The organism is Pseudomonas sp. Marseille-Q5299, from assembly GCF_943737035.1.
Lineage (GTDB): Bacteria > Pseudomonadota > Gammaproteobacteria > Pseudomonadales > Pseudomonadaceae > Aquipseudomonas > Aquipseudomonas putida_E.
This window is the reverse complement of sequence record NZ_CALSFR010000002.1, coordinates 248,063-271,449: the sequence shown is the minus strand read 5'-3', so window position 1 is coordinate 271,449 and position 23,387 is coordinate 248,063. Positions and strand designations below refer to the sequence as shown.

General features: G+C 55.0%; 23 protein-coding genes and 2 pseudogenes. 19 read left to right on the top strand and 6 right to left on the bottom strand.

Annotated elements, in window-relative coordinates:
• The 8 genes and pseudogenes from NGJ21_RS05700 (at position 1) to NGJ21_RS05665 (ending at position 8,829) form a co-directional block, all read left to right on the top strand.
• Positions 1–1,056: a Gfo/Idh/MocA family protein gene (locus NGJ21_RS05700; protein WP_125924336.1), complete on the top strand. Its 1,056-nt coding sequence runs from the start codon at positions 1–3 to the stop codon at positions 1,054–1,056.
• The gene (locus NGJ21_RS05695; RefSeq protein ID WP_125924337.1) at positions 1,057–1,515 is read left to right on the top strand and encodes an acyltransferase; all 459 of its coding nucleotides are present in this window, start codon (positions 1,057–1,059) and stop codon (positions 1,513–1,515) included.
• 5 nt (positions 1,516–1,520) lie between these two features.
• Positions 1,521–2,648 (top strand): DegT/DnrJ/EryC1/StrS family aminotransferase, encoded by a 1,128-nt coding sequence (locus tag NGJ21_RS05690; protein ID WP_125924338.1) that lies wholly within the window; start codon positions 1,521–1,523, stop codon positions 2,646–2,648.
• Between the two features lie 270 nt (positions 2,649–2,918).
• Complete coding sequence (locus tag NGJ21_RS05685; protein WP_251961932.1) at positions 2,919–4,199, top strand: glycosyltransferase; 1,281 nt, start codon at positions 2,919–2,921, stop codon at positions 4,197–4,199.
• 17 nt (positions 4,200–4,216) lie between these two features.
• Positions 4,217–4,813 carry a sugar transferase gene (locus tag NGJ21_RS05680; RefSeq protein ID WP_125924340.1) on the top strand — a complete coding sequence of 199 codons (597 nt, stop codon included), beginning with the start codon at positions 4,217–4,219 and terminating at the stop codon, positions 4,811–4,813.
• On the top strand, positions 4,810–5,430 hold the full coding sequence (locus tag NGJ21_RS05675) for an acetyltransferase (protein ID WP_125924341.1): 621 nt from the start codon (positions 4,810–4,812) through the stop codon (positions 5,428–5,430). Before NGJ21_RS05680 ends, NGJ21_RS05675 begins: the two co-directional genes overlap by 4 nt.
• An 82-nt stretch (positions 5,431–5,512) precedes the next feature.
• Positions 5,513–6,691 (top strand): DegT/DnrJ/EryC1/StrS family aminotransferase, encoded by a 1,179-nt coding sequence (locus NGJ21_RS05670; RefSeq protein WP_251961931.1) that lies wholly within the window; start codon positions 5,513–5,515, stop codon positions 6,689–6,691.
• Positions 6,692–6,832: 141 nt separating this feature from the next.
• Positions 6,833–8,829 (top strand): annotated as a pseudogene (locus tag NGJ21_RS05665) (polysaccharide biosynthesis protein).
• Positions 8,830–8,911: 82 nt separating this feature from the next.
• Here the strand turns inward: NGJ21_RS05665 and NGJ21_RS05660 are convergent.
• Positions 8,912–9,493: a hypothetical protein gene (locus tag NGJ21_RS05660; RefSeq protein WP_251961930.1), complete on the bottom strand. Its 582-nt coding sequence runs from the start codon at positions 9,491–9,493 to the stop codon at positions 8,912–8,914.
• 180 nt (positions 9,494–9,673) lie between these two features.
• Between NGJ21_RS05660 and rfbB the strand changes: the two genes are divergently transcribed.
• From rfbB to NGJ21_RS05645, 3 genes are all read left to right on the top strand, one after another.
• Positions 9,674–10,744: a dTDP-glucose 4,6-dehydratase gene (gene rfbB / locus NGJ21_RS05655; protein ID WP_251961929.1), complete on the top strand. Its 1,071-nt coding sequence runs from the start codon at positions 9,674–9,676 to the stop codon at positions 10,742–10,744.
• 94 nt (positions 10,745–10,838) lie between these two features.
• Complete coding sequence (gene rfbA / locus NGJ21_RS05650) at positions 10,839–11,720, top strand: glucose-1-phosphate thymidylyltransferase RfbA (RefSeq protein ID WP_177433163.1); 882 nt, start codon at positions 10,839–10,841, stop codon at positions 11,718–11,720.
• Between the two features lie 186 nt (positions 11,721–11,906).
• Positions 11,907–12,239: a ComEA family DNA-binding protein gene (locus tag NGJ21_RS05645; protein WP_251961928.1), complete on the top strand. Its 333-nt coding sequence runs from the start codon at positions 11,907–11,909 to the stop codon at positions 12,237–12,239.
• Positions 12,240–12,291: 52 nt separating this feature from the next.
• Here NGJ21_RS05645 and NGJ21_RS05640 read toward each other — a convergent pair whose 3' ends face one another.
• On the bottom strand, positions 12,292–12,459 hold the full coding sequence (locus NGJ21_RS05640; RefSeq protein WP_012313328.1) for a DUF2897 family protein: 168 nt from the start codon (positions 12,457–12,459) through the stop codon (positions 12,292–12,294).
• A gap of 180 nt (positions 12,460–12,639) precedes the next feature.
• Here NGJ21_RS05640 and pyrF point away from each other — a divergent pair, with 180 nt between their 5' ends.
• Together pyrF and NGJ21_RS05630 are read left to right on the top strand one after the other, a co-directional pair.
• A complete protein-coding gene (gene pyrF / locus NGJ21_RS05635; protein ID WP_125924348.1) occupies positions 12,640–13,341 on the top strand; it encodes an orotidine-5'-phosphate decarboxylase in 702 nt (233 codons plus the stop codon).
• A gap of 123 nt (positions 13,342–13,464) precedes the next feature.
• Positions 13,465–14,661 carry an O-antigen ligase family protein gene (locus NGJ21_RS05630; protein WP_251961927.1) on the top strand — a complete coding sequence of 399 codons (1,197 nt, stop codon included), beginning with the start codon at positions 13,465–13,467 and terminating at the stop codon, positions 14,659–14,661.
• Here NGJ21_RS05630 and NGJ21_RS05625 read toward each other — a convergent pair.
• Entirely contained in the window at positions 14,658–15,548 is an 891-nt protein-coding gene (locus tag NGJ21_RS05625; RefSeq protein ID WP_251961926.1) for a glycosyltransferase family 2 protein, read from the bottom strand. The two genes, NGJ21_RS05630 and NGJ21_RS05625, sit on opposite strands and share 4 nt — an antisense overlap.
• A 487-nt stretch (positions 15,549–16,035) precedes the next feature.
• Between NGJ21_RS05625 and NGJ21_RS05620 the strand changes: the two genes are divergently transcribed.
• Together NGJ21_RS05620 and NGJ21_RS05615 are read left to right on the top strand one after the other, a co-directional pair.
• Complete coding sequence (locus NGJ21_RS05620; protein ID WP_012313332.1) at positions 16,036–16,317, top strand: hypothetical protein; 282 nt, start codon at positions 16,036–16,038, stop codon at positions 16,315–16,317.
• A gap of 13 nt (positions 16,318–16,330) precedes the next feature.
• Positions 16,331–16,594, top strand: coding sequence for a DUF3077 domain-containing protein (locus tag NGJ21_RS05615; RefSeq protein WP_012313333.1), 264 nt, complete (start codon positions 16,331–16,333; stop codon positions 16,592–16,594).
• Between the two features lie 131 nt (positions 16,595–16,725).
• On the opposite strand, the gene kdsA is transcribed toward NGJ21_RS05615, so the two are convergent.
• From kdsA to NGJ21_RS05600, 3 genes are all read right to left on the bottom strand, one after another.
• Positions 16,726–17,568, bottom strand: coding sequence for a 3-deoxy-8-phosphooctulonate synthase (gene kdsA, locus NGJ21_RS05610; RefSeq protein ID WP_012313334.1), 843 nt, complete (start codon positions 17,566–17,568; stop codon positions 16,726–16,728).
• 36 nt (positions 17,569–17,604) lie between these two features.
• Positions 17,605–18,444 carry a lipopolysaccharide kinase InaA family protein gene (locus NGJ21_RS05605; protein ID WP_251961925.1) on the bottom strand — a complete coding sequence of 280 codons (840 nt, stop codon included), beginning with the start codon at positions 18,442–18,444 and terminating at the stop codon, positions 17,605–17,607.
• A 136-nt stretch (positions 18,445–18,580) separates the two neighbouring features.
• Positions 18,581–19,582: an NADP-dependent oxidoreductase gene (locus NGJ21_RS05600; RefSeq protein WP_177010602.1), complete on the bottom strand. Its 1,002-nt coding sequence runs from the start codon at positions 19,580–19,582 to the stop codon at positions 18,581–18,583.
• 334 nt (positions 19,583–19,916) lie between these two features.
• On the opposite strand from NGJ21_RS05600, the gene NGJ21_RS05595 reads away from it, so the two are divergent.
• From NGJ21_RS05595 to NGJ21_RS26010, 4 genes and pseudogenes are all read left to right on the top strand, one after another.
• Positions 19,917–20,678 (top strand): SDR family oxidoreductase, encoded by a 762-nt coding sequence (locus NGJ21_RS05595; RefSeq protein WP_125924354.1) that lies wholly within the window; start codon positions 19,917–19,919, stop codon positions 20,676–20,678.
• Between the two features lie 122 nt (positions 20,679–20,800).
• Complete coding sequence (locus NGJ21_RS05590) at positions 20,801–21,082, top strand: hypothetical protein (protein ID WP_196997667.1); 282 nt, start codon at positions 20,801–20,803, stop codon at positions 21,080–21,082.
• Positions 21,083–21,324: 242 nt separating this feature from the next.
• A pseudogene (locus tag NGJ21_RS26015) lies at positions 21,325–22,404 on the top strand (HAMP domain-containing protein); the annotation flags it as partial.
• Complete coding sequence (locus tag NGJ21_RS26010) at positions 22,384–23,265, top strand: methyl-accepting chemotaxis protein (RefSeq protein ID WP_404601327.1); 882 nt, start codon at positions 22,384–22,386, stop codon at positions 23,263–23,265. The pseudogene NGJ21_RS26015 and the gene NGJ21_RS26010, both read left to right, overlap by 21 nt.
• The last annotated feature ends 122 nt before the right edge of the window (positions 23,266–23,387 follow it).

Here is a 23,387-nt window from a genome sequence, read left to right as displayed (position 1 = left end):
ATGGTTAAGTTTGCATTAGTTGGATGTGGTCGTATCGCGAAGCGTCATGCTGAACTGCTTGGTGGGGGAGTCATTGGGCAGGGGGAGTTAGTAGCTGTTTGTGATAGTGATCTGCAGAAAGCGAAAGTATATGGGGAAAAATACGAGGTTCCCTATTTCGCAGATATGCATGAGATGATGAGGTCGGTTGAGATTGATGTTGTTTCTGTCTTGACGGAAAGTGGAAATCACGCAAAAAATGTTATTGCTCTCAGTGAGTATGGTAAGCATATAGTAGTGGAAAAGCCAATGGCTTTGACGCTTGCAGATGCAGATGCAATGATTTCTGCCTGTGAAGAGGCGGGTGTAAAGCTGTTTGTCGTGAAACAAAATCGCTTCAACGTTCCAGTTGTAAAACTCCGTGAAGCACTAGAGCAAGGACGTTTTGGTAAGTTAGTACTAGGAACTGTGCGTGTGCGTTGGTGCCGACCTCAAGCTTACTATAACCAGGATAGTTGGCGTGGAACTTGGGCAATGGATGGTGGAGTTCTTACTAACCAAGCTAGCCATCATGTCGACTTACTTGAGTGGATGATGGGTGAAGTCGAATCTGTCTATGCGATGGCGAATACAGCATTAGTCGATATTGAGGCAGAGGATACGGCTGTTGTAACACTGCGCTTTAAGAGTGGCGCACTTGGCGTTATTGAGGCTACTACCGCTACTCGTCCCAGGGATCTTGAGGGGTCGCTGTCTATTGTGGGTGAGCACGGTGCAGTTGAGGTAGGCGGGATTGCTGTTAATGAGATGAAAGCATGGCGCTTCGCTGAAGAAACAGAAGATGATCAGCAAGTCATGGACCGTTATTCTGTAAACCCGCCCAATGTTTACGGGTTTGGTCATCAGGCATACTATGAGCATGTTGTCGATGTTATTAAAAACGACAAGCCTCAGTTGGTAGACGGTAACGGAGCACGCAAGAGTCTTGCGCTCATCGTTGCGATTTACGAGTCAATCGAAACTGGCAAAGAAGTATTCCTGAGCAAGTCGACAGGCAAGTGTCGGTTGGGTGCATAAATGAACAATCCGATAGAGAAGTTTTCTGCCGTTCGTGACGTAGAATTCGGTCATGATGTTACTGTAGTACAGCCTGTGAATATCTATGGCTGCAGCATTGGTAGCAACACTTTTGTAGGGCCTTTTGTTGAAATCCAGAAAAGTGTCGTGATAGGCCAGCGCTGCAAAATTCAGTCACATAGCTTTATCTGCGAGTTGGTCAGTATCGGCGATGATTGTTTTATCGGCCATGGAGTAATGTTTGTTAACGATCTATTTTCCGCGGGCGGTCCGGCTCGAGGGGATAAAACGCTCTGGAAAGAAACGCTGATCGGTGACAATGTATCTATAGGAAGTAATGCAACTATATTGCCAGTCAGTATCTGTTCCAATGTCGTGATCGGCGCGGGTGCAGTAGTAACAAAAAATATCGAAAAGCCAGGTGTCTATGCTGGCAACCCTGCTAAGAAAATTAGGTGAGATCAATGGTAAAGTTTTTGGATCTGCACTCGCAATACCTTTCTATTCGCGAAGATATTGATGCTGCAATCGCTGGAGTACTTGCTAACTCAAGTTTCATTGGCGGGCAAGGAGTGGCCGCTTTCGAGCAGGAGTTTGCGAGTTATTGTGATGCAAAGTTCTGCCTCGGTGTAGGTAACGGGACCGATGCACTTGAAATTGCTTTAGAGGCTCTTGCATTACCTGCTGGTAGCGAAGTGCTCGTGCCTGGTAATAGCTTCATCGCGAGTTCTGAAGCCGTGACTCGTTGTGGACATAAAGTAGTGTTTGTAGATAATCACGAAGCGAGCTATGTTCTTGATATTGAGGACGTCCTTCGGAAAATTACGCCGAACACAAAGGCTATCATTGCTGTACACCTCTACGGTCACCCTTGTGACATGAAACGTCTTAAGGAAATAACGGCGGAAAAGGGCATCTTCATCATAGAGGATTGTGCTCAGGCACATGGCGCTGAATTTGAGGGTAAGCGAGTCGGTGGACTTGGTGATATTGCCGCTTTCAGTTTTTATCCAGGTAAAAACCTCGGAGCCTACGGTGATGGCGGTGCTATTGTAACTAACAATGAAGCGCTAGCCATTAAGTGTCGTCAGATTGCAAATCATGGCCGTATTGCTAAGTACGATCACGCTTTCGAAGGGCGTAACTCACGCTTAGACGGACTTCAAGCCGCAATTTTGAGTGTTAAGCTTAAGCATCTCAATGCTTGGACCTCTAAGCGTATAGATATCGCTGATCGTTATATGCAAGCGCTTTCGGGTATAGCAGGATTAACGCTTCCTGTCCGTCAAGACTGGGCTAAGCAGGTATATCATCTCTTTGTAGTCCGCACGCAGCAGCGTGACGAACTGAAGGCGTTCTTGGAAAGGGCTGGGATTGAAACAGGTGTTCATTACCCTAAAGCTTTGCCCAAACTTCAGGCGTATAGTTATTTGGAACAGGTAGATAGCACAGCAAACTATTATGCTCAAGATAGCACCCTGCTGAGTCTTCCGATTGGCGAGCATCTATCTTTCGAGCAGGTAGATGTGGTCATCAGAGCGGTTAGAAGTTTCTTTGATGGCGGAGATGCAGGGAGCGGCATCAACGGTTGAACACTTTTTTTATTGAGTGTTCATGCTGCTCAGTAGTTTTATGACCGACGCTTATGGGGGGAGCCCCATAGGCGTTGTTTGCTTCGTAATGGTTCTTTTTTTATTCTTCTTTGCGTTAAATAATATCGTTTCCTTTCGAAGTCGGGTTTTACAGAGGTTTTTGAGGTTGTTCGTCTTTACTGTCGACGAGTAATTTGATGAAATTGCAATATGTGCGTGACTTTATTGATGCGTTGATTGAGATTATAAAGATAATTCCAGGGTGGCATGATGAATATTTGGTTGATCAAGCTCGAGGAGCCGGTACCGCAAGACGCTGATTACAGGCCTTACCGCATGGGTATGCTCGAGCGCGAATTGGTGGCCAATGGGCATAGCGTTGTAAGATGGTGCTCAGATCTAAATCACTTGACTGGTCTCCATCGTTATGGGGTTACCTGCTCCGTAAAATATTCCGATAGGCAACAGTACGAATTCATAAATAGCGGAGTTAAGTATAAGTCTGCTATTTCAGTAGGTCGTATAATCGACAATTTTTTAATCAAGCTCAAAATTCGAAAGCGAGCGAAAGAGCTTAGGGCTCCCGACCTAATTGTTTGTAGTATGCCGACTCCCGCGCTTTGCAAGTTGGCTGCGGTATTGGCGCGTGAGTATGGCATTCCTCTCGTTTTGGATTGTCGTGATTATTGGCCTGAAGTAATATTGGCTGAAGCAAAAGGTTGGAAAACCCTCGCCGCTAGGTTGCTGGCTTTCAAAATGCGTCGCGATCTTATATTTGCTTGCAAGCAGTCGCATTCCTTTATTGGAATTACTGATTTTTTTACTCGTCATTTATTAAAACATGCCGGTCGTCATCCTACACGCTTTGATGTGGTGTTTCCTTTGGGTTTCGATTCTACGGCGATAATTTGTTCGGAACAAAATCGTCAAGCAGCACTCGGTTTTTGGGCTGCCCATGGGATTGCTTTGGGTAAGGGTCAAAGGGTCGTGTACTTTGCCGGGCGGTTGAATCGTACAGTCTATGACGCCATTGATCCTGTTGTTCAGGCAGCGCAGCAGCTTGCAGAAGTTAATCCAGATATTGTTTTTGTTTTATGCGGGTCTGGAAGCTACCAAGAAGCTATTAAGGAAAGGTTTTCGTGCTTGTCTAATGTTATTCTTCCAGGTGAGGTAGATGCGACGTTTCTCAAGGTGTTGAGGGACTATTCGGTCGCTGCACTGCAACCAATAGATCGGCGGATTGATTATCAGAATTCTTATTCAAATAAATTTTTCGAATACCAGAGCTCAGGGTTGCCAATCTTTTCTTGGCTGGACGGGATTTCAGGTCAAAAGTTGGTGGCCGAAAAGTGTGGCTATATCTATAACAGCTCTGCTGAGTTGATTGAGAAGATGTCTATGTTTTTTGATGATGATGATCTTCAAGTCGAAATGTCTAGTCGCGCTAAGAAGTTGTTTGCTCGAGAGTTTGAAGCCAAGACTGTGTACAGTGGTTATGCCCGTCATTTGGATGCGGTGGTTGAAGAAAGTTTATCCAGAACTTCTAATTGATGTTGTTAGGAAGCATAATGATTAAGCGTATTTTTGATATAGTGGCTTCTTTTTTTGGTATCTTGTTTTTATTGCCAGTATTACTGGTCGTGGCTTGGGCGGTAAAAAGAAAGTTAGGATCTCCAATCTTATTTCGTCAAGTGCGCCCAGGTGCGCGTGGTGTACCTTTCGAAATGATAAAATTCAGAACTATGCTGGACGCTCACGATTCAAAAGGTGAGCCACTTGCAGACGCAGATAGAATGACTGTCTTTGGCAAGTTTCTTCGTTCTACCAGTTTAGATGAACTACCCGAGCTATGGAACGTATTAAAGGGCGAAATGAGTGTTGTTGGGCCGCGTCCTTTGTTGATGGAATATCTTCCTCTTTACAATGAGAGGCAAAATCTACGGCATAAAGTTCGTCCAGGGATAACTGGATGGGCGCAAATTAACGGTCGTAACGCTCTGAGTTGGCAAGAAAAATTTGAACTCGATGCTTGGTATGTTGAAAATCGTACTTTTTTGTTGGACCTTAAAATAATTGCACTGACGATAGTTAAGGTATTTAAAAGAGATGGTGTTTCCGCGAATGGAGAGGTTACCATGCCTAAATTTCAAGGTAACAAAAAATGAGTCGGCTGGCTATACTAGGTGCCAGTGGGCATGGGAAAGTAGTCGCTGATACCGCTGAGCTTTGTGGGTGGTCCGATATTTCATTCTTCGATGACATTTGGCCTAAACGGTTGTCGACCGGTAGTTGGGAAGTTGTCGGTACCGGAGACGATCTTCTCAAGCGATTGAGTGAGTTTGATGGTGTGGTCGTTGCTATCGGGAATAACAAAATACGCGAGCGCAAGATATCTGAACTTTTTAGTCATAATGCCGCATTGGCCACTCTTATCCATCCATCTGCTAGTGTTAGTCGCTACGCCGATGTTGGAGTGGGTACTGTCATATTTGCTGGTGCGGTATTGCATGCGGGCGCTACAGTGGGGGTCGGCTGTATACTAAATACGGGCTGCAGTGTTGATCACGACTGCTGTCTTGCTAACGCAGTTCATATCAGCCCTGGTGCTCGACTTGCTGGCGATGTGAGAGTTGGAGCTCGCTCATGGGTGGGCATAGGTTCTAGCGTCAGGCAAATGATTACTTTGGGCGAGGACGTCGTTGTCGGCGTCGGTGCGGCCGTTGTCGCTGATGTTATGGCGGGGATTACAGTCATCGGCGTACCCGCTCGTCCACTAAATTAGTCCCACAAATCTCTGCGTGTGGTTGTAGACTGTGTCATAACCCCTTCGCGCTCTTGCGAATTTGATGAATCAGGACCTGTTCATGCTGAATACCCCTTTCTCTCCTTGGCCATCTTTTTCTGAAGAAGAGGCGGACCGCGTACGGGATATTATCTTGTCTAACAAGGTGAATTACTGGACTGGGCAGGAATGCCGTCAGTTTGAGCATGAATTTGCAGACTGGGCTGGAGCGAAGCATGCCGTGGCCGTCGCAAATGGTACGGTAGCGCTCGATCTGGCGTTGCATGCGTTGGGCATTGGTAAGGGTGACGAAGTGATCGTCACCTCTCGTACATTTCTCGCTTCGGTATCAAGTATCGTCAACGCTGGCGCTTGTCCAGTGTTCGCGGATGTGAATGTCGATTCCCAGAATATCGACGCTTACACCATCAAGGCGGTGATTACTCCTCGCACAAAAGCCATTGTATGTGTTCACCTCGCAGGATGGCCTTGTGATATGGATCCGATCATGGCGTTGGCGCAAGAGCACGGTATACGTATTATCGAAGATTGTGCACAAGCGCACGGTGCCCGCTACAAAGGTAGGCCTGTCGGTTCTATTGGCGATATCGGGGCTTGGTCGTTCTGTCAGGATAAGATTATGACCACCGGCGGCGAGGGTGGCATGGTCACCACCAATGATAAAGAATTATGGTCAACAATGTGGTCGTTCAAAGATCATGGTAAGAGCTGGGAAGCGGTCTACGAACGTCAGCATGCCCCCGGATTCCGCTGGCTGCATGAAAGTTTTGGTACCAATTGGAGGATGCTTGAGGTCCAAGGTGGGATCGGTCGGATTCAATTGAAGCGAATGCCAGAGTGGCATCAGTCGCGATTAGAAAATGCTCAGCGCATCTGGGAGTGCGCCAAAGGCCTACCCGGACTTCGGGTTCCTGTTATCCCGGAAGATAATGTACATGCGGCCTATAAATGCTACGTGTTTGTTGAGCCAGGACAGCTTGCTTCAGGTTGGGATAGAGATCGACTACTAAATGAAATAAATTCCCTTGGCGTGCCTTGTTTCTCGGGTTCCTGTTCAGAGGTATATCTTGAGAAAGCATTCGATGGCACAGGCTTTAGGCCAGAGAAAAGTCTGCCTGTTGCAAGTCAACTGGGAGAAACTAGCCTCATGTTCTTGGTCCATCCAACGCTGACAGATGCTGAAATCGCGAAGACGTGTGAGGTGTTGACAAGAGTCATGCGCCAAGCAGCAGGCAAATGAAATGCATTACGACTCGTACGCTGGCGCGCGAGTCGTACTCTTTTATGCCTGGTGTTGGTGTGTCAAGTTGCCTTAAGCGGGCACGTATGAAAATGAAACAGGAAGGGATCTGGTTTGGTTCGGAATCAGGAGTGTAAACGGATGACGGATAAGCTGCGCGCGGGAATGCTACTTTTGCCGCGACGCTACAAACGCGCGCTCCAAGTCGTAACCGACGTGTTGTTGGTATGGTTCGCCCTTTGGTTGGCGTTTTTGGTACGTCTTGGCATTGATGAGATTTATCAGCCACTGCGCACACACTATTGGCTTTTTTTAGCCGCGCCAGTCGTCGCCATACCTATCTTTATCCGTTTTGGCATGTACCGTGCTGTCATGCGGTATTTCGGTAATGACGCATTAATTGCTATTGTTAAAGCTGTTTCTTTATCTTCACTGATACTTTCGCTAATCGTTTATTGGCATAGCAATCATACTGCAGTAGTTCCGCGCTCTATCGTTTTCAATTACTGGTGGCTAAGCCTGGTGCTGATCGGTGGTCTTAGATTGATCATGCGGCAGTATTTTTTGGGTGATTGGTTTGCAGCCCGGCAGCATGTACCTTTCACCAATCGCGATAATGGTTTACCGAAAGTTGCGATCTATGGCGCTGGTGCTGCAGGAAATCAGTTAATCGCTGCATTGAGAATTGGTCGCGTTATGCGACCGGTTGCTTTCATTGATGATGATGAAAGTGTTGCGGATCGCGTCATTTCTGGGCTTCAAGTATTTCGTGGAAAAGATATTCAGCGAATGATTGATGTTACCGGTGCTGAAGAGATCTTGCTGGCTATTCCTTCTGCCAGTCGTGCGCGTCGAAGAGAAATACTTGGGCTATTAGAGCACTTCCCACTCCACGTCCGTAGTATCCCTGGGTTCATGGATTTGGCCAGTGGCCGGGTAAAAGTCGATGATATTCAAGAGGTTGATATTGCCGACCTATTGGGCCGTGATGCCGTACCCGCGCAGACTGACTTGCTTGCTCGTTGCGTATCTGGCCAAGTCGTAATGGTAACAGGCGCCGGTGGCTCCATTGGTTCGGAACTATGCCGGCAGATACTCATGCTCGAGCCTAAAACCCTCCTTTTATTCGAGCATAGTGAATTTAATCTTTATAGCATTCATGGGGAACTAGAGCAGCGTATTCGGCGCGAGTCCTTGCCAGTCACGCTGGTCCCATTCCTAGGCTCCATTCGTAATCAGAAGCATTTGGCAGACACCATGAAGATGTGGGGGTAGACACCGTTTACCACGCTGCCGCCTACAAACATGTCCCAATGGTTGAGCACAACATTGCCGAAGGTGTCCTGAATAACGTGATTGGTACGCTGAATACAGCGCAGGCAGCTCTGCAATCCAATGTGGCCAATTTCGTACTTATTTCGACCGACAAAGCTGTGCGACCAACCAATGTCATGGGTAGCACAAAAAGGTTGGCTGAACTAGTTCTTCAGGCGTTGAGTAGAGAAGCTGCGCCTGTTTTGTTTGGGGACAGTAGCAAAGTTGCGAGAGTTAATAAAACTCGCTTTACGATGGTACGCTTTGGCAATGTTCTTGGATCTTCAGGGTCGGTGATCCCATTGTTTCACAAGCAGATCAAGATGGGCGGGCCATTGACGGTAACTCATCCCAAGATTACCAGATACTTCATGACCATTCCTGAGGCTGCTCAGCTTGTTATTCAGGCTGGCTCGATGGGGCAGGGCGGAGACGTATTCGTATTGGACATGGGCGAGCCTGTAAAAATTGCTTCATTGGCTGAGAAGATGATTCACCTTTCGGGGTTGAGCGTAAGATCTGAAAAAAATCCTCATGGTGACATTGCAATTGAATTTACAGGACTACGACCTGGCGAAAAGCTTTACGAAGAACTTTTGATTGGTGATAACGTTCTGCCAACCCAGCACCCGATGATCATGACAGCCAGCGAGGATTTCTTAGCGTGGGATGCGCTTAGAGATAGCTTGTCTTTGTTGGTTAAAGCAGTTGAAACTGAGGACTTTTCGCGCGTCCGCCAGCTACTTAGAGAGTTGGTCAGTGGTTACACACCCGAAGGGGAGATTGTGGACTGGGTGTATCAGCAGCGGATGAAAGAAATTTAGTTTCTTTCACAGTTCGTCGGCAGTTTTCGAACTGCCGACTGCTTGCCGGTAGAGTAGTATTTTCAATTCGATAGGCTAAGAGTTATAGGCTAGAGTTTTTAGTTGCTGGGGATGTTTGATTTTGGCCTACTTCAGTTCCAATGCTCGAACTTGAGAAAGTTACTGAATAACGGCCTAGATCTCCGGGGTCTCGTGCGAAATTAATAGCGCCGCCCTCTGTATTCCACTTATAGGCGTCAGCCTCATACGAAGCACCTGACTGTAGTTTTACCCATTGGGTTGCACTAGTGGCAGGATTGCCGAGCTTGTCCGTGAGCATCTCTTTAACTAGATACAAGTTACTAGCATTACCGGTCAACACTAGCTGAATGACAGTGCCATCATTCACCGTAGCGAACAATTTATAGCCCGGTGAAATTGGCAAATATGGCAGCCCTCGCACCTCAAACTCACCCGCTTTGTTGGTAGCGACACGGCAAGGCTCGTCGGGGCGTTCATCTTCCGCTGAACATTCTGGCACCTCAGCCATGAAATTGCCCTGCAGGTCAACACCCAAGAACGCGCTCGGCGCGATCACTTGGTCAGCCACCTGCGTGGATTGCGCCCAGACAGGCGCGGAAGCAAACGCGGCCGCAAGAACGACCGACTGAGAAATTTTAGGCATGGACGATCCCTGTGAGCCAAGATGGCTTTTCCTGAGAGGAATTCGTATTTTGCCCCGCCGGCGATGACAGAACAACTGCCAAAAGCGTGAACGGCGTCTTACCGGCACACTCCTGCATCATTCCCGTCTAGAATTGCGCCATCAATCGTCAACCATCAGCCACGAGAAGCGTTCAACCCTATGACAATCCTGGTAACCGGCGGCGCCGGCTTCATTGGTGCGAATTTTGTGCTGGATTGGGTAAGCCAGTGCGGCGAAACCATCGTCAACCTGGACAAGCTGACCTACGCCGGCAACCTGCAGAGCCTGGCCAGCCTGGAGGGCAACCCGCAGCATGTTTTTGTGCACGGTGATATCGGTGACGGCCCGCTTGTGCAGCGCCTGCTGGCAGAGCACCGCCCGCGTGCAGTGCTCAACTTCGCCGCCGAGTCGCACGTCGACCGCTCCATTCATGGCCCCCAGGCGTTCGTTGAAACCAACGTTGTAGGCACGTTCCAGCTGCTGGAGGCGGTGCGTGCTTACTGGCAGGGTATGGACGAGGAAGCACGCGCGGCCTTCCGCTTCCTTCATGTTTCAACCGATGAGGTCTATGGCTCGCTGAAAGCCGGTGAGCCTGCCTTTACCGAAACCCATCAGTACCAGCCAAACAGCCCGTACTCCGCAAGCAAGGCCGCCAGCGACCACCTGGTGCGCTCCTATCACCACACCTACGGGCTGCCGGTGCTGACCACCAATTGCTCGAACAATTACGGCCCACTGCATTTCCCCGAGAAGCTGATCCCGCTGATCATCGTCAACGCCCTGGCCGGGAAGGCGCTGCCTGTATACGGCGATGGGCAGCAGATTCGCGACTGGCTTTACGTCAAGGACCACTGCAGCGCTATCCGCCGTGTGCTGGCAGCAGGGCAGGTGGGTGAGGTGTACAACGTCGGTGGCTGGAACGAGATGCCCAACCTGGACATCGTCCATCGCGTTTGTGCGCTACTCGATGAGCTGCGCCCGCGTACCGATGGGCAGCCGTATGCCAGCCAGATCAGCTTTGTCACCGACCGCCCTGGCCACGACCGCCGCTACGCTATCGATGCCCGCAAGCTGGAGCGTGAGCTGGGTTGGAAGCCGGCCGAAACCTTCGAAACGGGCATTCGTAAAACCGTGCAGTGGTACCTGGATAACCAGGCCTGGGTCGAAGGTGTGCAATCGGGCAGCTATCGCGAATGGGTCGAGAAGAATTACACCGGGCGTTCGGTGTAAAGGCGCTGAAACTGGGTGGCTACCCTATAATGGCAAAAAGATGGCTGGCAACTAGCCATGGACGCCTGACAGAGATTTACAACCTATGAGCACTATCAACCGCAAAGGCATCATTCTGGCTGGTGGCTCGGGCACGCGCCTGCACCCTGCAACGCTGGCGATTTCCAAGCAGTTGCTGCCGGTTTACGACAAGCCGATGATCTATTACCCGCTGACCACGCTGATGCTGGCGGGCATTCGCGACATCCTGATCATCTCTACCCCGCAAGACACGCCGCGTTTCGAGCAGTTGCTGGGGGATGGTCACCAGTGGGGCATCAACATTACCTATGCGGTGCAGCCTTCGCCGGACGGGCTGGCACAGGCCTTCATCATTGGCGAAGGCTTCATTGGCAACGACCTTTCGGCGCTGGTACTGGGAGATAACATCTTCTACGGCCACGACTTCCAGGCCTTGTTGCTCGAAGCCATGGGCCGCCGCGAAGGCGCCAGCGTATTCGCCTACCACGTAACCGACCCCGAACGGTATGGCGTGGTGGAGTTCGACAGCCAGGGCAAGGCCCTGAGCCTAGAAGAAAAGCCGACCCAGCCGAAGTCCAACTACGCCGTGACGGGCCTGTACTTCTACGATCAGGATGTGATCGAGATGGCCAAAGGGCTCAAGCCCTCACCGCGAGGCGAGCTGGAGATTACCGACCTCAACCGCTTGTACCTTGAGCGTGAGCAGTTGTCGGTGGAAGTGATGGGGCGTGGGTATGCATGGCTCGATACCGGCACCCATGATTCCCTGCTTGAAGCCAGCGGTTACATTGCCACCATCGAGCGCCGCCAGGGCTTGAAGGTCGCCTGCCCAGAAGAAGTGGCTTACCGCCAGCGCTGGATTGATGCAGAGCAGCTGGCCAGGCTGGCCGCGCCGCTTACCAAGAACGGCTACGGGCAGTACCTGCAACGGGTGCTGCGCGACACGATCTTCTGACAGTGAAAGTTCTGTGCACGCCTGCTGTGGGAGCTTTTACCCGGCAGGTGTGCAACATGCTGTGACGTCTAATCTGGTAACCATTCCCTGGCGGCAACCGCTGGGCGAATGGCCTGCGAGCCGCTAGTTTGAGGGGGCAGCCAAGGAGCTTGCTGCATTCAAACTCAACTCACAGGAGTGACCTTCATGCGCAATACCGTTCTCAATTATCTGCTGCTGCCACTGTTTGCCGGCCTGTCGTTTTCGATCAGCGCGGCGCCTGCTACGGCCACTGTACCGAAGGAACCGGTACCGATGGTAAGCCAGTTGCCGGCCACCCCAGCCAAGCTCAATCTCAATACCGCCGATGCATTGACCTTGCAGAAGGAGCTGAATGGGATAGGCAAGGCCAAGGCCGAGGCCATCGTGGCTTACCGGGAGGCCCACGGTGCGTTCGCTTCAGTGGATGAACTGCTGGAGATCAAAGGGATTGGCAGCGCGCTTATGGAGCGCAATCGGGACAAGTTGGCGGTCGAGTAGGGGAGTAGGCCGGGGCGGCGTGTTGCCTGCCCCCGGCGTCATCGGCTGCAACCTAGCGGTCCTGCGCATCCTTGGCATCTGCCTCGGCATTGCGCTCATGTACCTTCTTCAATTGCTCATCGGTCAAGGGCAGTTTCTTCGCCGTATCGCGCAACATCATCAACCCGCCCACGATCGAGCCAAGGGCTAAGATGAGTATCAGCCAGGCATACCAGGGCATTGTCGTTCTCCTATGGGCTGTGAGGCTTCGCTTGTACTCATTTTGAGCGACCGCGTTGCCCGTTGGTTCAATTATAGGAGGGGTGCCCCGCCGGGCCAATTCTAATGGCCTCTGGCCCCCAAGGCGTGGCGACTTCGTTTACAATGCGCGCCGTTTATGAATTACCAAGAGACCCCGACCATGTCCGCCTGCCAGACGCCCCTGATCGTCGCCCTGGATTTCCCCACCCGTGACGCCGCCCTGAAGCTGGCTGACCAGCTCGACCCAGCACTGTGCCGGGTGAAGGTTGGCAAGGAGCTGTTCACCAGCAGCGCTTCGGGCATTGTCGAAACCCTCTGCGCGAAAGGCTTCGAGGTGTTCCTCGACCTTAAATTCCATGACATCCCCAACACCACCGCCATGGCTGTGAAGGCTGCGGCCGAAATGGGCGTTTGGATGGTCAACGTGCACTGTTCCGGTGGCCTGCGCATGATGTCGGCCTGCCGCGAAGTGCTGGCCAAGCGCAGCGGCCCTCAGCCATTGCTGATTGGCGTGACCGTGCTGACCAGCATGGAGCGTGAAGACCTGGCCGGTATCGGCCTGGATGTAGACCCGCAAGAGCAGGTGCTGCGCCTGGCTGCGCTGGCCGAGAAGGCTGGCATGGACGGTTTGGTGTGCTCGGCCTTGGAAGCGCCGGCGTTGAAAACCGCGCACCCATCGCTGCAACTGGTGACACCAGGCATTCGCCCAGCAGGCAGTGCTCAGGATGACCAGCGTCGCATTCTTACCCCGCGCCAGGCACTGGATGCAGGTTCGGACTACCTCGTGATCGGGCGGCCCATCAGCCAGGCGGCAGACCCGGCAGCAGCATTGGCTGCGGTCGTCGCCGAAATTCGCGGCTGAGATATGAACGAGGGCAGCAATGCTGCTCTCGCTCAAATAACGGCGATTTGTCACGGTTGCAGTCATTAAGCAACTGAAATCGCGTAGGACATAGGGAATGAGCCCTCCGCATGAGTATGTTAGATGTCAGTTGATGTTTCGGATCAGAGCCCGGTTCAGCGCTTTGGAAGCCTGATTGGTACTTACCTGCTGCCCGTAGGCTGGTTCATCATTCTTACGGGGATGTTCTGGGTCTGGGACCGCTCTGCTTACCACAAGCTCTTTTATATTTTTCTTGCGGCGCCCACGCTTGTGATGCTGATCAAGCACCGGCATCTGCTGAAACCTCTGGTTTGCAATCCGCTGTTCTTGGCGTTCCTGGTTTTCAGTGGCTACACCCTTCTGAGCATCGCGTGGTCCGACACTGAAAACTCCACCAGCAGCTTGCTGAAACGCCCGCTTTATATTGCGATGTTGCTACTGGCCGCAGGTATCATCAGCCTGCGCACACCCGGGCAACTGGATCAATGGACGCGCCTGGCCGCTATAGTGGTTGCGGTGGCGGCTGGTTTGTCATTGGCGGTTTTTCTCTACCAGAACCCCGTATTGGCAGGCAGGCGCCTGAATGGTTACGGTGCGTTGTATAACCCGTTGCTGACTGCGCATGTATTTGGCGCCTTCGCTGCATTCTGGCTCGCATCCTGGTTCCAGGCTCGTAGTGCGCTCAGCCCATTGCCTTTGGTTTGCCTCGCTGTTCTGGGAATGGCAATCCTGGCGACGGGTTCCCGCACGCCGTTGATCGGCCTGGCAGCAGCCTTGGGTTGGTTGTTGATCGTCGGTGATCGCCGACGCACCGGGCTGGCATTGACTGTCATCGGTCTTGCAGCGGTCAGTGTGGTACTGCTCTACCCTGAAGCCATTACCCAGCGTGGCGTCTCGCACCGCCCGGCCATCTGGCTGGACTCACTGCGCCAGATCAGCGAACACCCATGGCTGGGCCGCGGCTTCGATTCGCCGATGACAATCATTATCCCAGGCTTGGGCAAGACGCTTGCCGACCCTCATAACATTGAGCTTGGAGTGCTTTATGCGGGTGGAGTCGTGGGCTTGGTGATGTGGATGGCGCTTTACGGCTTGGCCATGTACTTCTGCTGGGTGTACCGCAAGCACCCAGGCGTGATGATAGCGGCAACCTGGCTGATCTTCGGCTTCGCTTCGGGCCTGACCGAAGGCAGTGCCTTCATGTCGCGCCCGAAGGAGCATTGGTTCCTGATATGGATCCCGATGGCCCTGGTGTACGGCCAATCACTGATCCACTGGAAGCGCAGCCGGTCTGCTTAAGAGCAGACCATCCGCCATATACCGCGCAAGGTCTTGCGGTTCCAGTACTTGAGCGGGATTTGCGAAAGTATTTCCCGGCTCAATGCCTTGTCGCGGTTGGCGTACTTCAGCACCATAGAGTTACGGAACCGCATGCACACCTGCTCATATTGCGGGTGGTCGCTGAACACCGCAAAGGTGCGCAGCACGTTGTCCACCATGAAGCGGCCGTTCTTGAAGGTGTTGGTCGGGTGGTCACGGTACTGCGCCAGTACCTCGCCCAGTACGTCGATGAAATAACCGGCCCGTGCGATCGACAGTTCGATATAAACGTCTTCCAGGCGGATATCGGCATTGAACCCCCCCACTTTTTCCAGCGCCTCACGGCGCAGCATCAGTGTGGCGGCCATTGGGCCTGGCTTGCGGTCGAGGAACAGGTCGTCGAAGTCCAGGCGGCGGAAGGGCAGGTTGCGGTTGCGTTGCTCGCGTGCGCCCATCACGTTGCCATCCTGGTCGATGGTTTCGATGTTGGCCGAGCAGATGCCCACTTCAGGCTTGCCGTTCATGTACTCCACCTGGGTGGCAATACGGTGGGGCATCATGATGTCATCAGACCCGAAAGGCACGATCAGGTCGCCCCTGGCGCGTGCTATCGCGTCGTTGAGGGTGCGTGCCAGGCCCTGGTTGGCCTGGAAGCGCAGATCGAAGCCATGCTGTTCCTGAAGCCGCTTGAGCACTGCTGGGCTTTCGTCCTTGGAGCCGTCGTCCACCACCAGAAGCTCGATGTTCTTGTAGGTCTGGTTGATGACGCTGTTGATGCTAGCCTCGATGTAGCGCGCGTGGTTGTAAGACGCGATGATCACTGTCACCAACGGTGTGTCAGCAACGCCGTGATTCTGAGAACACATGTGAAACCCCTAGCTTTGACCCGTTTCTTTTGAAGCCTCTAAGCAGGCTACCCGCTGGTTTTTCTAAAGTGATGGCAATTCAGCATCTTATGCAGGTATAGGCCATTCTAAAGGAAGGGCCACATTAGGGATATGGTAGGCATGTTGCGGGCTAATACGTAGTGAGGATCCCGCAATGAGTTCAGAAATTTCCTACGACTCAGGACTGGTGATGCCTAGCTTGAGGAAATACCCTACATGTTCTGTCGACACGCGTCTGATTGTTCCTGGAAACACTGCCCTTTAGGCTTCCTGGGTCGCTGATGTTCAGCGATGCGGGTGTGGAAACCCGGACAATCTTCAAGTGCCTGTCGTAATGGCAGCTGTATACGGGAGGCCGTCAGGCCTACCGGGGTTCCTTGAAGACTCGGTTTTCCACCCCGTGTACAGTTGCCGCCCTTCGTGTGGAAACGGCGGTGGCAACTCCTTTAATCTTCAAGGAATTGCTATGAAAAAAATCGTCCCCGATCCACCCCATAATTTCGACCTTCCCTCCGACAAGACCCTCTCCAGCGCCATCAGCGAGCGCATCGTGCCGATCGATCACGTGGTCATGAACGTCACCCATTACCTGATGCTGGCCTACAACCACTGCCACATGGCCCTCTACGCAATCGAGGATGAGGCCACCCGTGAGTTGATGGTAAACGGGCTGCGGGCCATGCAGATTGCCTGGGGGCAGTCGGATGCGCTGTCGCTGGCCTTGGAACGTACTAACGGCCTGCATTGAGGGGAATACGGCAATGACTACAGACGTTACCCATGTCACAGCAGGTGTGACCACGTTTTTTCAGGGTGAGCACCAGAGCCATCCCTTGTTCCGCATCGAGCCGGGTATACCTTGCCAGGATGCCCGTGAGCAGGCTTCGGAGTTGATGGGGTATGTGCGCGAGCTGACCATCGTTGGGCTGATGGATGAGAAGCCGATGATGATCTGGGCTTCGCATTACCTGAGCGCGATGGCCAAGGCGCTGATGGATGATGCTGAGTTGGGGATGAGGGGCTGAGGCTGCCTGTCACAGAATCTTCGGGCACTCGGTTTCCGTTACGCCGCAATACCCCAGCCAAACCCTGAATGCCAACAAAAAGGGCCGGTACACTCGCGCGTACCGGCCCATTCAAATCACGCAAAAACGACTCAACCAATCACCAGCGGCGGGAACGATTTCACCAGGTCATCCAGCGCCTTGATCTGCGCCAGGAACGGCTCCAGCTTGTCCAGCGGCAGGGCGCTTGGGCCGTCGCACTTGGCCTGGTCCGGGTTCGGGTGAGCTTCCAGGAACAGGCCAGCCAGGCCAACGCCCATGCCGGCACGGGCCAGGTCAACCACTTGCTCACGGCGGCCACCAGAAGCAGCACCCGAAGGGTCACGGTTCTGCAGAGCGTGGGTCACGTCGAAAATGATCGGCAGGTCATCGCAGGTGCGCTTCATCACACCAAAGCCCAGCATGTCCACAACCAGGTTGTCGTAGCCCATGCAGGTACCGCGGTCGCACAGGATCAACTGGTCGTTACCTGCTTCCTTGAACTTCTGCACGATGTTCTGCATCTGCGAAGGGCTCAGGAACTGCGGCTTCTTGATGTTGACCGGTTTGCCAGTCTTGGCCAGTGCCACCACCAGGTCGGTCTGGCGGGCCAGGAAGGCAGGCAGCTGCAGCACGTCGACCACTTCGGCCACCGGGGCGCACTGGTAGATCTCGTGCACGTCGGTGATGATCGGTACACCGAACTCGGCTTTTACTTTCTCGAAGATGCGCAGGCCTTCTTCCATGCCCGGGCCACGGTAGGAGTGGATCGAGGAACGGTTGGCCTTGTCGAAGCTTGCCTTGAACACATAAGGAATGCCCAGCTTCTCGGTTACCCGCACGTATTCGGCGCAGGCAGTCAGGGCCAGGTCCTCGGACTCAAGGACGTTGATGCCGCCAAACAGCACGAACGGGGCGGCATTGGAACATTCGATGTTCTGGGTGATCTTGATCATTTTCTACTCTATGAAGTCTGGGGTAGCCATGGCGCTCTACCAACGACTTTCGAGTACACCGCTGGTGAAGATTTCGCGGCGCTCCAGGCGCCCGATTTCCTCATGTTTGGCAAGCGCGTACACCCGGTTGAAGGCTGCGCGTTGCACATCAGGGAAGTACTCGGCCAGTGCGTATTCTACCGCAGCATCATAGTCCGCTTCGGTTATATAGCGGTAAATTTCTCGGTAGTAGAAAAAGCCGAACTGAAAACCCAAGGTTTCGCTCATGTAGGCCGTGGGCCCGGAGAAGCTGTTCTCCAGGTCGATGGCCTGCGCTTGTCCTTCTTCCGGGAGCATGACGTTGGCCGCCCACAGGTCCATGTGCGTGACGCCTTGGCAGTGCAGGGCATGCAGCAGTTCGAACGCTGCCGCGATCACCCCGTGCACGGCCTCTGGCTTTTTGCGCACCTTTGCCAGCCCGTCCTCGTGCCCGCTCAGTAATTCTGTGATGAGGAAAAAGTCCTGCATCAGGCCGAACCGGGAGCGGCTGTAGCCGTAGCCGACCAGCTTGGGCACCCGCGCACCCCGCCGGGCTGCTTCGCGGGTGTTGATCAGTTCTTCCAGGGACCAGTCGTACATGCCGTTGCGCTTGGGCCGGCCACGCTGCATGCGCAGCTTCTTTTTCAGCGAATCGAGCTTTTCACGTTTGGTGAACAGCAGGCTTCGGGAGCATTCAAGAGGGGCGCTGACCCGTTTGGCACTGGCGCTCTGCTCGATCAGTCGTTCGAAGGCTTGCCGGGTATGCTGGGCAATAGGGGCTTGAAGGTGCAAGGTGGTGTCGCGATGGCGCAGAGTGTGGGGGTATTCGTTTTGCCAGATCTGTGAATCGCCAACCACACCTTCATTCCTTGTAGTATCAAATAGCCATGAATAATGGATCCAATACTACAGTTTTTTCACATTTTTCGTACAGGTTCTTAACGATACTTAACATTGAAATGTGCTAAGGGGCCGCGTGAGCGGCCCCTGTATTTCAAACCTTCAACACCAGCTTGCCGAAGTTTTCCCCGCTGAACAGCTTGAGCAGGGTTTCTGGGAACGTCTCAAGCCCCTCCACCACATCCTCCTTGCTCTTGACCTTGCCACTGGCCAGCCAGCCGGCGATTTCCTGCGCGGCCTTGCCGTACTCCTTGGCGTGGTCCATCACCACGAACCCTTCCATGCGCGCACGGTTTACCAGCAGCGCCAGGTAGTTGGCCGGGCCTTTGACTGCTTCCTTGTTGTTGTACTGGCTGATCGCGCCGCAGATGACGATGCGGGCCTTGAAGTTGATGCGGGTGAGCACGGCGTCGAGGATCTCGCCACCGACGTTGTCGAAGTACACGTCAACGCCCTTGGGGCATTCGCGCTTCAGGCCGGCCAGCACGTCCTCGGCCTTGTAGTCGATGACGCCGTCGAACCCCAGTTCATCCTTGAGGTACTGGCATTTCTGCGCGCCGCCGGCAATGCCGACGACGCGGCAGCCTTTGATCTTGGCAATCTGGCCGACGATGCTGCCCACGGCGCCGGCAGCACCGGAGATGACCACGGTGTCACCCTCTTTTGGCTGGCCGACGTCGAGCAGGGCGAAGTAGGCGGTCATGCCGGTCATGCCCAGGGCTGAGAGGTAGCGGGGCAGGGGGGCAAGGTTGGGGTCGATCTTGTGCAGGCCCTGGGGCTCGCCGGTGAAATAGTCCTGCACGCCGAGCGCGCCGCTGACATGGTCGCCGGGTTTGAAGTCGGGGTGGTTGGAGGCCACCACTTCGCCTACACCCAGGGCGCGCATTACCTGGCCGAGTGCCACGGGCGGGATGTACGACTTGCCTTCATTCATCCAGCCGCGCATGGCCGGGTCCAGCGACAGGTACAGGTTGCGTACCTGGATCTGGCCTTCGGCGGGGGCATCGGCGGGCACCGTCTCGAAGGTGAAGTCGTCGCGGCGCACGGCGCCGGTCGGGCGTTTGGCCAGCAGGAAGCGGCGGTTGGTCTGGGTCATGGCGGGGTCCTTGTGGGCAGGAGCAGAAGGGTCAATTTAACGTGGTGATGACAACAGGTCTGCAAAATCACTGGTAGGCATGATAGCCCAACCGCTGGCTTGATGATGCTGCCCAGTGGGTTGGCAGGCTGACTAGACTCTGAGCGCAGAAGCCAAAGGCTGCTGCAACCATTTGTGGGGGCCGCTTGCCGGCGATGGGCTGTGGAGTGGCCTCTTGTTTCGGGCGTTGAGAAATGCCTGCAGGCCGGGGCGAGCGCTGCGCGCTCGATCGCCGGCAAGCGCGGCTCCCACATTAAAAAATTGCGCTTTGCTGCAACCATGATTGGAGCATTCGATGAGCATGACCTTTTCCGGCCAGGTAGCACTGGTCACTGGCGGTGCGGCGGGTATCGGCCGGGCGACGGCTCTGGCGTTTGCCCGTGAGGGGCTCAAGGTGGTGGTGGCCGACCTCGATCCGGTCGGTGGTGAGGGCACCGTGGCGTTGATCAACGAGGCCGGTGGCCAGGCGCTGTTCGTGGCCTGTGACGTGACCCGTGACGCTGATGTGCGCCGGCTGCATGAGCAGGTCATTCAGGCCTACGGTCGCCTGGACTATGCCTACAACAATGCCGGTATCGAAATCGAGCAGGGCCGCCTGGCCGAGGGCAGCGAGGCAGAGTTCGACGCCATCATGGGCGTCAACGTCAAAGGGGTGTGGCTGTGCATGAAGTACCAGCTGCCGCTGTTGCTGGCCCAGGGCGGCGGGGCTATCGTCAACACCGCCTCGGTGGCAGGCTTGGGCGCGGCGCCTAAGATGAGCATCTACAGCGCGTCCAAGCACGCGGTGATCGGCCTGACCAAATCGGCGGCCATCGAATATGCCAAAAAGCGCATCCGGGTGAATGCGGTGTGCCCGGCGGTGATCGATACCGACATGTTCCGCCGCGCCTACGAGGCCGACCCACGCAAGGCCGAGTTCGCCGCCGCGATGCACCCGGTCGGGCGCATCGGCAAGGTCGAGGAAGTCGCCAGTGCGGTGGTGTACCTGTGCAGTGATGGGGCTGCGTTCACTACCGGGCACAGCCTTACGGTGGACGGTGGGGCCACGGCTATTTGAAAAGGGGCCCTGCGCCGACGGGGCGATGGTACGGAGTTTGATTTCTCTGTGATAGGGTTGGGGCAAGAACTGGATCGTTGGTGACCGGTCTTACGATGAAGTCACTTCATCTAAGGACAGCAATGAAGCATTTAGTTTTGTTCTTGGCCATCGTGGCGATCGCAGGGTGCGCGGCAACTGCCAAGACCGAGATGAGAAAAGGCCGCAAGGGCTTGCATATCAATTGCTCGGGCCTCTCGTCATCGTGGGACAAGTGCTATAGCAAGGCGGCGCAGTCCTGTGGGGCCCGTGGTTACAAAGTTGTCGCCCGCTCGACCAGTGACGATGAGGAGGAAGGGGACTTCCTGTTCGGCATAAACCCTGCGGGTTATACCAGCCGTACCATGATCGTCGTCTGCAAATGATGCCTGGGCGGGTCATTTTCCGGTGACGTGCTTACCGGCCCCGGCCAGTTTGCGCATCAATGTCGCTCATGGGCAGGGTTCCCGTGCTCTGGCCTTTCTTTCACATACAGGGCGACCTTCAGCAAGCTGATTACGACACGCTCATAGCTATTTGACACTATTGCGCCCTCAAGCCCTTGTGAGTTCAACGCAATCGTTGCCACGCTTGGCCTTTGCAAACTCTGAGAGCAAGGGGGCGGCGTATGGAGGCGAGCAGGCAGGGTTTTCTGGCCAACCTGGGCATGGCCCGCAAGCTGGGCCTGGGCTTTGCCCTGGTATTGCTGCTGACCCTGGCGGTGGCAGCCATCGGCATTGCCGCGCTGTACAGCGTCGGCCAGCATTTCGGTGGCCTGCGCCAGCTGGGCCAGTTCAATACCGACCTGCTCAAGCTGCGCCAGCACGAACAGGCCTTTGCCCTGCGCTCCGATATCAAGGAGGCCGAGGCTTTGCGCAGCGGCCTGCACAACCTCAGCGAACGCGCCCGGAGCCTGCCGGCACTGGCGGCGGCCGAAGCGGACCTGGCGGCGTATGGCCAGGCCTTCGAAGCCTTTGTCGAAGCGGTGCAGGCCAAGGAGCTGGCGCTGGACATGGCCTGTTGGTCGGTCTCCAGCGTGGCCAACAACCTCGATGTACTGCAGGCCGGCCTGGCCGATGACGGCACCTACACGCTCAAGCAGTCACAAGGCCAGCAAGGCGGGGAGTTTTTGGAGCAGGCTGCGCAGGTGGCCCAGGTATCCCGCTTGATGCTGCAGGCCATGGACGAGGCGCGCGTGCGCCTGGACCAGAGCCGCAAAGGCGAGGAGGGCGCAGCCGCAGGGCGCATCGCCCAGACAGTTGAGGCGGCAGGGCTGGTCGAGCAGCTCAAGGCGGCGGTCGGCGATGCGGGCTACCAGAGCGTGCTGGGCGAGGTGCAGGGGCATATCGCCAGCTTCTCCGACAAACTCAACGAATACACCGACCTGCTCGGCAAAGAGCACGGTATCAAGGCGCAACTGCAGGCGCGTGCCGAGCAGGCTACGCAGCGGGTCGATCAGGCCTATGCGGCGGACGAGCAAGCGATGCAGGCTGAGCTGACGCGCAATGCCGTGGCCATCGCCCTGGCAACCGGCCTGGCGCTGCTGGTGGGCGTGCTGGCGGGGTGGCTGATCACGCGGGCGGTGGTCGGCCCGCTCAAACGGGTGATTGGCCGTGCCCAGCGCATCGCTGCCGGGGAGTTGAGCCTGGACGCGGAAGCTGCGCGCAACGATGAGGTGGGGCAGTTGATGCAGGCCATGCAGCAGATGGCTGCCGGGCTGTCGGGCATCGTCAGCGGCCTGCAGCAGGGTATCGAGCAACTGGCTGGCAGTGCCCAGGCGCTGTCAGCGGTAACCGAGCAGACCAACCGCGAAGTGGGCAGCCAGAAGGAAGAGACCGAGCAAGTGGCGACCGCCATGCAGCAGATGACCGCCACCGTGCACGATGTGGCGCGCAATGCCGAAGAGGCGGCACTGGCGGCCCAGGCCGCTGACGAGAAGGTCGATTCGGGCCAGGTGGTGGTGCGCCAGAGCATGCAGCGTATCGAGCAATTGGCGGCGGCGGCGGATGCGGCCAGCGCCGGTATCGACAGCCTGAGCGCCGAGATCCACACCATTGGCGATGTGCTGGAAGTGATCAAGAGCGTTGCCGAGCAGACCAACCTGCTGGCGCTCAATGCCGCCATCGAAGCGGCGCGGGCGGGCGAGCAGGGGCGTGGTTTTGCCGTGGTGGCCGATGAGGTGCGGGCGCTGGCCCGGCGTACCCGCCAGTCTACCGAGGAGATCGAGCGGTTGGTTGCCAGCCTGCGCGGCAATGCCCAGCAGTCGGTGGCGCAGATCCGTGGCAGTACCGACCTGGTACGCCTGGCGGTGGCCGATGCGCTGCAAACCGAAAGCGCCCTGGGCAGTATTGCGGCGGCGGTGTCGTTGATTCAGCAGATGAACCAGCAGATTGCTGCGGCGGCAGAGCAGCAGAGTTCGGTGGCTGAAGAGATCAGCCGCAGTGTCACGCAGATTCGGGGCAGTGCCGATCAGGCGGCGTTGGCAATGCAGGGTAATGCGCAGTCAAGTATCGAGCTGGCGCAGTTGGGCAGTGACCTTAAGGGGATGGTGGGGCATTTTCGTTTGTGATCGTTTGTACCGGCCCCATCGCCGGCAAGCCGGCTCCCACAGGAACCCCACTGATTTCAAGGCATGTGGTGTAACTGTAGGAGCCGGCTTGCCGGCGATGGGGCCGGTACGGCACCCCTTCG